We start from the raw sequence: 6,328 nt of genomic DNA, 5'->3' as shown, positions 1-6,328 counted from the left end.
CGCCGCGGGGGCTGCTCCCGTCGGACGGGGCGCGGCTCCGGGACCCGCCGTGGGGGCCGCGCCAGCGGGACGGGGCGCCGCGCCAGGGCCCGCCGTGGGCGCACCGGGACCGGCGATGGGTGCACCGGGCGCGGCGCCGGATCCGCCAGGGCCCGCGACGGGGATACCTGGGCCGGCGATGGGCGCACCGGGAGCAATGCCGGAAGCACCAGGACCCGCGATGGGCGCACCGGGACCGGCGACAGGGACACCCGGACCGGCCCCATGCGCGCCAGGACCCGCGATGGGCGCACCAGGACCGGCCACCGGGGCTCCAGGCCTCGTGGGTGCTCCGGGCTGCGCGGCGGCGGGCGCTCCACCGGGGGCCGCGCCTTGCGGCGGAACGGCACTGGCGGGCCTCGCGGCGGCGGCCGTGGGACCCGCGGTGGACGGAGGCGGGGGCGCCGCCTGCGTGCGCGCGGGCGCCGCGAACGACACCGCGTTCAGCTCCTTGAGCAGGAACGCGAGGCGCAGCAGGTGATCCGCGTCCTGCGGGACGTCCTGGAGCAGCTGCCCCAGCGAACGCACGCCGTCGATGAACGCGAGCGCGCGCACCTCATGCGGCGTCAGGCGCAGGTCACTGGCCGCCACGCGTCCCCCGGACTTCATGATGGGCAGCGCGAGGACGTGGTTGAGCCGGCGCTTGAGGTCCGTCGTCGGGATGCGGCGCACCTGGTCGCTGAGCACGGCCCAGCGGTTGCCCAGCGGCATCGCCTTCGCCGAAGGCAGGTCGCGCGCCTCGAAGGTGAAGGTGCCGGACTCCGCGCGCAGCGCCTTGCCCAGGATGCCCAGGCCCCGCTGCGCCAGCTGCGTGAAGGCCGTGGCCGGCTGGAGGATGCCCAACCCGAAGAGCGCCGCGAGCAGGTCCCCGCCGAAGCGCTCCCGCGAGCCCTCCGCCTGCTGGAGCTGTTCGGCCGTCAGGAGCCGCGCCCCCATCAGCGACGCCCCGAGCCCATCCTCCGCGTGCGACGAGTCCACGAACTCCGGATTGCCCTTGCGGAAGTGGATCGACAGCGTGCGGTCCGAAAGCACCAGCGTCAGCAGGCCGGTGTGCTCGCCCGCCGCGATGCGCCCGTAGAGCTGCACCGGCGAGGTCTGCTGGAGCTGGCCCTGGGGCGGCACCGTGGTGGTGCCGTCATCCTGCGGCTGCGGCGGCTGCGGCGGTGGCGCGACCGGACGGGCCGCCGCGGAGGGCGCTCCGACGACGGGGGCTCCCGGCCGGGGAGGCGCGCCAGGGCCCGCGGCCTGCGTGGCGATGGGGCGCCCGGAGGCATCGACCCCCGCGCGGACCGCCGGTGCCGGCCCCCGCATCGCGCCAGGCCCGGCCGTGGGACCGGGACCCGCGCGCGGCGCGTTGACGGCGCCGGGACCCGCCATGGGCGCGGCCACCGGACCCGCCACGGGCGGCTGGGAGACAGGACCGGGGGGGGGCGGGGCGACGGGCGCGGATTGCAGCAGCGACGCGGGCGCGCCATCCCCCCACAGCTCCCGGGGGAAGACGTCACGCACTTCGGGGAAGCGCCACGGAAAGGCGAACTGCAGGCCGTCGTTGGAGACCTGGATCCTGCCCTGGATGGCGCCACTGTCGATGAGCAGCTCGATGGTGGGCGCGGTCAACGGCCCCCACGTGGTGCCCCGATCGTTGCGGACCCAGTACTGCCGGACCTCACCCTCCGCCATGTGCCGTCCTGCTCCCAATCCCGCCAGTGCCGGGATGGCGCAATTTTACCGCCGCCTCCCCGAAGGTCCAAGCACACGACCACCGGGGGGAGACCGGCGGGTGTCGAATCAAGGCGCGGCGCCGTCCAGCGCGGCCAGACCCACGCTGGCCAGGCACGCCGCGTCGGCCTGCTGCTCGGCGGGCGGGTCGAAGCAGTACACCTCGCTGTCGAACACCTTGCAGATGCCCGCCGGGGTGCCCGCGCACGCCACCTTGCCGTACGCCGTGGTGCAGTTGAAGCCGCACACCGGGCCCGTCTCGCTCAGCTTGCACTGGGGCGTGGGCAGACCTTTCCCCCACGCGCAGAGCGCCGCGGGCGTCGGGTCGAAGCAGGTGAGGCTGCCGTTCTGGGCCTTGCACACGCCCACGGGCGTCTTCGCGCAGCGCACACCTTCGGAAGCGTTCACGCAGTTGAAGCCGCACGCCATCTGCAGGCCGTTGCTGACGCACTGCGCGCGCGGCACCTGCTTGCCGTACACCGCGAACACCGCGGCGGGCGGGTCGAAGCACGTCACGTTGCCGCTCTGGCTCTTGCACACGCCCGCGGGCGTCCGGGCGCACTTCACCTTGCCGAAGTCGGTGACGCACGAATAGCCACAGCCCACCACCCCGTCGATGGTCTTGCACTCGGACTCTGGCAGCGCGGCGCCGTACGCCTTCACCACGTAGGCGGGCGGGTCGAAACAGGAGGCCTGTCCGTCGATGACCGTACAGCGGCCCTGGAGCGTCTGGGCGCACCGCACCCGCCGTCCATCCGACTTGCACGCGTAGCCACAGGACACGTGCCCGTCGATGGAGCGGCACGTGGCGGTGGACGCGTCAGGCGGAGAGGGCGGCGCGGCCAGCGTCAGTGCCAGCACGGTCATCAAGGTCGCGAGCATGACCGCATTGACCCCCAAGCTTCAGCGTGACGCAAGCAACCGGCCAGGACGGCCTGTCGCGGGGGTGATAAGCGGGCGCCACCCGCTGGGAGGCGGGCCTCACGTGGACCTGGATGTCGGCGCGTTGAAGCTCCTGCTGCTCTGTCTTGCCGCGTTGAGCGCGGGCTTCGTGGATGCCATCGCGGGAGGCGGCGGGCTCATCACGCTGCCGGCGCTGCTGACGGCGGGCTTTCCCGCGCACATCGCGCTGGGCACCAACAAGGGCCAGTCCGTGTTCGGCTCGGGCGCGGCGCTGGTGCGCTTCGCCCGCGCGGGGCTCGTGGACAGGCGGCTCGCGAAGGTGACGTTTCCCTTCGGCCTGATGGGCGCGTTCGGCGGCGCGGCGCTGGTGCTGCTCTTGCGTCCGGAGGTGCTCAAGCCGCTGGTGCTGGTGCTGCTCATCGCGGTGGCGGTGTTCCTGGCCTTCCGCCGCACGCCGCCGAAGCGCGACGGCGTGGAGCCCTCACCCCGGCCGCGGGCGCAGGCCATCGGCGCGCTCATCGCGCTTTGCATCGGGACCTATGACGGCTTCTTCGGCCCGGGCACCGGCACGTTCCTCATCGTGGCCTTCTCGTCGCTGCTGGGCCACGGGCTGGCGCGGGCGTCCGCGGACGCGAAGGTGGTGAACTTCGCCTCCAACCTGGCGTCGGTGGCGCTCTTCGCGCTGAAGGGCGTGGTGCTGTGGAAGGTGGCGCTGCCCATGGCCGCGGCGCAGTTCACTGGCGCGTGGCTGGGCGCGCACGTGGCGGTGAAGGGCGGCGACAAGCTGGTGCGCATCGTCGTGCTGGGGGTGGTGGCCGCGCTGGTGCTCAAGCTGGGGCACGACGTGTGGGGCACCTGGACGGCGGCCTGAACGCCGTCCCGGCGGGACTTCAGCCGATGTGCACGAGCAGCGAGTGGCCGCGCTTCGCCACGGCAGCGGTGAACTTCCGCAGCTCCACGAAGTAGGAGAGCAGCTCCTCCAGCGGATCCACGTCCTCCGCCGGCTCCTCTTCCTCCCAGGTGCCGGGGTAGATGTCCTCCGCCTGGAGCCGCGCCGGGTCGAAGCGCTGGCGCAGCGTGTCCTCGGACACCTTCTTCAGCGCCTCCGCCAGGGCCTTCACCCCGGCCGCGTCGAACACGCGCGCGGTGCCTTCATCGGACGGGATGTCGCCCACGTCCTCGCCGCCGCGCACCAGGAAGTCCAAGGGCGGGGTGCCTTCCCACGCGGTGCCGGTGAGCAGGAACTGGAGGCCGTGCCACGCCTCGCCGATGTCCAGCTCCAGGAACGCCGCGCCCTTCGCGTCGCCGAAGTCCTCCTCGTCCTCCAGGAAGGCCTCCAACTGCTTGGGGGCCTTGCGCAGGGCCTGGAGCTGCGTCTCGGTGGCGCTGCGCAGCGTGCAGAGCATGTCCATGGGGCTTGAACCTCGGGGCTGCGCGGAGCGGGGAAACGGGTGGGTTACTCCACCACGACGAGCTTCGCGTTGTTCTCCACGGCGGTGCCTTCCCTGGCGAACACCTCCGTCACCTTGCCGGCCTTGGGGCTCTTGAGCTCGTTCTCCATCTTCATGGCCTCCACGACCACGAGCCCCTGGCCTTCGGTGACCTCATCACCGACCTTGACCAGCACCTTCACGACCTTGCCGGGCATGGGCGCGAGGATGGTCTGCTTGCCCTCGACGGAGAAGCCGCCGGCCGCCGCGCGCATCCGCAGCTTGCGCTCGTCCGCCACGTCCACGCGGTTCACCTGCCCGCGCACCAGGGTGCCGATCTCGTCGCCGTTCTCCTCGAACTCGACGTTGTACGACTGGCCGTCCACCAGCAGGGACAGCGTGCCCTGCTCCACGGACAGCGCGTCCACCTGGTACGTCTTGCCGTTCAACGTGAGCCGGTAGCGGTCCTGGCCCAGGGACTCCAGGTCCACCGCCACCGCTTCCTTCTGGCCCTGCTGCTTCGTGAAGTAACGCATGGGGAAAAGGTCCTTCCGAAAGGCTTGCGCAAGGAAGACGGCTTCAGCGGCGGCGGCTCTTCAACGCCAGACGCCACGGGCTGATGCGGCCATTGCCCGCCCCGCCGCCCGCGCCCGAGGGCAGCGTCTTCGCGCGCTTCTGGTCGCGCTGGAAGGCGTGGAGCGTGCTGGCGAGCAGCGCCACCTCGCTCAAGCCGGTGTCCTCGCTGCCCAGCAGCGCCGTGTGCTCGCGCGTGAGGAAGCTGGTGTCGTAGTCGCCGCCCACGAACTCCGGGTGCGACAGGATGCCGTTCAGGTAGCGGATGTTGGTGGTGATGCCCTTCACCACGTACTCGGACAGCGCCCGCTTCGCCCGCGCGATGGCCTCCGCGCGCGTGGGCGCCCACACGGACAGCTTGGAGATCATCGGGTCGTAGAAGTTGGGCACCGTGAAGCCCGCGAACACGCCCGAGTCATCCCGCACGTTCGGTCCGCCCGGCACGCGCAGGTACGTAATCTTGCCGGGGCTGGGCATGAAGTTGCGCGACGGGTCCTCCGCGTACACGCGCACTTCAATGGCGTGACCGCGCGGCTCCGGCGCTTCGAACAGGGGCAGCTTCTCCCCTTCCGCGGCGCGGATCTGCATGGCGACCAGGTCCAGGCCCGTCACCCACTCCGTCACCGGGTGCTCCACCTGGAGCCGGGTGTTCATCTCCAGGAAGTAGAAGTTGCGGTGCACGTCCACCAGGAACTCCACCGTCCCGGCGCCCACGTAGTTGACGGCCTTGGCCGCCTTCACCGCGACCTCGCCCATCTTCGCGCGCAACTCCGGCGTGAGGATGGGGCTGGGCGTCTCCTCCACCACCTTCTGGTGACGGCGCTGCGCGGAGCACTCGCGCTCGTTCAGGTGGATGGTGTTGCCGTACTGGTCGGCGAAGACCTGGATCTCGACGTGGTGGGGCTTCTCCAGGTACTTCTCGATGTAGACCGAGTCGTTGCCGAAGGAGCTCATCGCCTCGCTCTTGGCGGAGCGCCACGCGGAGTCGAAGTCGTGCAGGCCCTCCACCCGGCGCATGCCCTTGCCACCGCCGCCGCCGGCGGCCTTGAGCATGATGGGGAAGCCGATCTTCTGCGCGTACTCGCGCGCTTCCTCGGGCGTGTGGATGGGTTCGGTGGAGCCCGGGACGACGGGCACGCCGGCCTTGATCATGTTGGCGCGCGCGCGGGTCTTCTCGCCCATGGCGTCCATGGCGGCGGCGGGCGGACCGATGAAGGTGATGCCGGCCTTCTCACAGGCGCGCACGAAGGACGCGTTCTCGGAGAGGAAACCGTAGCCGGGGTGGATGGCGTCCGCGCCGGACAGCTTCGCGACCTCCAGGATCTTCTCCTGGACCAGGTAGCTCTCCCGCGAGGGCGGGGGACCCACGAGGAAGGCCTGGTCGGCGGTGCGCACATGGAGCGCGGAGCGATCTGCCTCGGAGTACACGGCCACCGTGGCGATGCCGAGCTCCTTGCAGGTGCGCATTACCCGGATGGCGATCTCGCCGCGGTTGGCGACGAGCACTTTGCGGATTTTGGGCATGTGCGCCCCTGTACCATGGGGCGCCCCTGTTTGCCCGCCCCTACTTGCGCAGGTTGAGGTACTGGTCCATCAGCTGCTTCGCCTGGGCCAGCTTCGCTTCCACGAAGCGGTCATCCTCGTCCGGCTCCGGGGGCTGGGGC

Annotated in this window: 6 protein-coding genes; 1 reads left to right on the top strand and 5 read right to left on the bottom strand. The window is 71.5% G+C overall.

The window, feature by feature from the left end; all coding sequences use genetic code 11:
* The coding region (locus tag D7X74_RS38250) for a DUF4388 domain-containing protein (RefSeq protein ID WP_370450856.1) at positions 1 to 1,719 on the bottom strand (1,719 nt) is incomplete at its 3' end.
* 108 nt (positions 1,720 to 1,827) lie between these two features.
* On the bottom strand, positions 1,828 to 2,640 hold the full coding sequence (locus D7X74_RS38245) for a hypothetical protein (RefSeq protein ID WP_120537899.1): 813 nt from the start codon (positions 2,638 to 2,640) through the stop codon (positions 1,828 to 1,830).
* 103 nt (positions 2,641 to 2,743) lie between these two features.
* Here D7X74_RS38245 and D7X74_RS38240 point away from each other — a divergent pair, with 103 nt between their 5' ends.
* Positions 2,744 to 3,532, top strand: a complete 789-nt coding sequence (locus D7X74_RS38240; protein WP_120537898.1) for a TSUP family transporter — start codon at positions 2,744 to 2,746, stop codon at positions 3,530 to 3,532.
* A gap of 19 nt (positions 3,533 to 3,551) precedes the next feature.
* Here D7X74_RS38240 and D7X74_RS38235 read toward each other — a convergent pair whose 3' ends face one another.
* Genes D7X74_RS38235 through accC form a run of 3 tightly spaced genes read right to left on the bottom strand, consistent with a single transcriptional unit; the run spans position 3,552 to position 6,188 of the window.
* Complete coding sequence (locus D7X74_RS38235) at positions 3,552 to 4,073, bottom strand: YfbM family protein (protein WP_120537897.1); 522 nt, start codon at positions 4,071 to 4,073, stop codon at positions 3,552 to 3,554.
* Positions 4,074 to 4,117: 44 nt separating this feature from the next.
* Positions 4,118 to 4,627: a biotin/lipoyl-containing protein gene (locus D7X74_RS38230; protein ID WP_120537896.1), complete on the bottom strand. Its 510-nt coding sequence runs from the start codon at positions 4,625 to 4,627 to the stop codon at positions 4,118 to 4,120.
* A gap of 43 nt (positions 4,628 to 4,670) precedes the next feature.
* Positions 4,671 to 6,188 (bottom strand): acetyl-CoA carboxylase biotin carboxylase subunit, encoded by a 1,518-nt coding sequence (accC, locus tag D7X74_RS38225; RefSeq protein ID WP_120537895.1) that lies wholly within the window; start codon positions 6,186 to 6,188, stop codon positions 4,671 to 4,673.
* Between the last annotated feature and the right edge of the window lie 140 nt (positions 6,189 to 6,328).

Source organism: Corallococcus sp. CA047B, from assembly GCF_003612065.1.
In the GTDB taxonomy this organism is placed as follows: Bacteria; Myxococcota; Myxococcia; order Myxococcales; family Myxococcaceae; genus Corallococcus; species Corallococcus praedator.
This window is presented reverse-complemented; position numbering and strand designations above follow the sequence as displayed.